This is a genomic window from Microseira sp. BLCC-F43 (genome assembly GCF_041929235.1).
Lineage (GTDB): Bacteria > Cyanobacteriota > Cyanobacteriia > Cyanobacteriales > Aerosakkonemataceae > Microseira.
The window spans coordinates 1-1,888 of record NZ_JBHFNP010000329.1 but is presented as its reverse complement, the minus strand read 5'-3'; the positions used below and the strand labels follow the sequence as shown (position 1 = coordinate 1,888).

The 1,888-nt window shown below is 42.8% G+C and carries 1 protein-coding gene and 1 pseudogene; one reads left to right on the top strand and one right to left on the bottom strand.

Going from position 1 to position 1,888, the window contains the following annotated elements; genetic code table 11:
- Positions 1–317 (bottom strand): annotated as a pseudogene (locus tag ACE1CM_RS44120) (hypothetical protein); the annotation flags it as partial.
- A 381-nt stretch (positions 318–698) separates the two neighbouring features.
- Here ACE1CM_RS44120 and ACE1CM_RS44115 point away from each other — a divergent pair.
- A complete protein-coding gene (locus tag ACE1CM_RS44115) occupies positions 699–1,286 on the top strand; it encodes a hypothetical protein (protein WP_374885772.1) in 588 nt (195 codons plus the stop codon).
- Positions 1,287–1,888: the final 602 nt, after the last annotated feature.

The following is a 1,888-nucleotide window of genomic DNA, read 5'->3' as shown; positions in this document are numbered from 1 at the left end:
TTAGCAGGAGTCGATGCAGGTTCAGCCGGGATAAAATTACGATCTGCTTCCAGGTAGTGAACCTTTTGGACTGTTAATTCGGCGCGTTTTTCTTTAAAGCCTTCTGGTTTGCGTTCGATGGTATTCATGCTCAAACGACCTGCGAGCAAATTAGCGCTGGTTAAGTAATACCAATTTCCCTTGATCGTCCTACACATCAACATGTAGGGATTGTAGGGGCGGGTTTTACCAATAAGCTTTGGGAAAAACAAACAGTTGAAGTAAACCGGCGCAGCCCCAAGTGTTTCCCATTCATGGGAAAACGGTCTAATTTTCATCTTACGCACGTATAAAATAAATCAAGCGCCGCACCTTGTTCAACTATGAGAAAAAGTAACATATCGCACAAAAATCCCCTGAACATATCCCAGGGTTGTTGATTATGTAAAGTTTTATAAAGTTTGCCAACTTGGCAACAAAGCTAAGTGGAATTAGCTTTTCATGGCTTTATGAAACTCTGTTGATTGTCGAACTACTGAGCATCAGAAACAGGAATGTAAAACCTGATGCAAAAGGCAGATAGGCAAATTCATCTGCAGTCAATTTCAAGGAGCAAAAACGTGAACACAAGTGTTTCTAATATGATAAATTCAAATCTCTCTAACATTTTGCCAAGTATGACAAATATGTTGTCTCGCATGTTGGCGCGAATGGGCCAAATGAGTCAGCTCAATAACAGCACCAGGGAAAATAGTATTTTCAACGACCTTGCTAGAGACGTTATGCTTAGTTCTGGGTCTGGCAATGATACTCTTAATGGCGGTGCTGGCAACGATATCTTGATCGGCGGTGCAGGTAACGACTACCTAGTTGGTGGTGCGGGCAACGACATATTAATAGGCATTAACGCTAATAGTGTCGCTGTCAGTAAAACTAATGGTGTCGTTGTCCTTCAAATTAGTACCTCCGGTAATCCCGGACAAGGAGAGATTGATACTTTGATTGGGGGTGACGGGGCAGATAAATTCATTCTGTCTGATAGCAACAATGTTTACTATAACGATGGCAATGCAGCGACTTCTGGTAATCAGGATTATGCTCTAATTATGGACTTCAACCTCAACGAGGATAAAATTCATTTAAAAGGAGCGGCAACTAACTATGGTTTACAGACATCTGGCGGAGATACTAATATCTATCTCGATAATGATGGCATTGCCGGATTAAGTGCAAATGATGAATTAATTGGGATTGTCAAAGGGGTTGTGGATCTCAGTCTGAGGGGTAGCTACTTCCACTATGTCTAGATTGCCCAAACTTACCTTTCATATCCTCACATCTTACGCAAAGAAACCCGGTTTCTTGGATGGTCGCGTCTAATATCTAGGACTGTGGTAGGGGCACGGTATCAATAAGTAAAACCCTTAACTCGAAGGTTTTTTGCTGTTCGCTACAAGCAATTTCAGGACTTACCCACGCACTCAAATGTCTATCCCCCCTAGCCCCCAAGGCATTGGGGGTTGGGGGAATCTATGGGTAAGTGCTGAATTTAATAATTTAGCTCCAACTGGAAACGATATAAGTTCTGGTTTGATCAGGACTTACGCAAAAAAACAAAGGGCGATCCGAAAAATCTTGGGTTTAGAGGCGCTCGATTGACGCATCACCTTTGTTTTTGACCCCTTTATGTGGGAGAATCGCTCAAAAAAAAGTAGGGGCAACCCCCATCTTTGCCCCTACTTTTTAATTTACTTTTCCCCTACCTAACTAATTTAGAAGGGAATTTCATCCACATCGGGTTCGCTTACAGGCATTGGTTGACTGGGGAATTGGGGAGTTGTCACAGGTGGAATTGGTTCGTCATCGTGGACTTGTGGAAGAGTAGCAACCTTGGCGGGAGAAGCCGTTG

What these genes read in the sequence shown, in the direction of transcription:
- ACE1CM_RS44115 (WP_374885772.1), top strand. Translation starts at nt 699, where the DNA reads ATGAGTCAGCTCAATAACAGCACCAGGGAAAATAGTATTTTCAACGAC.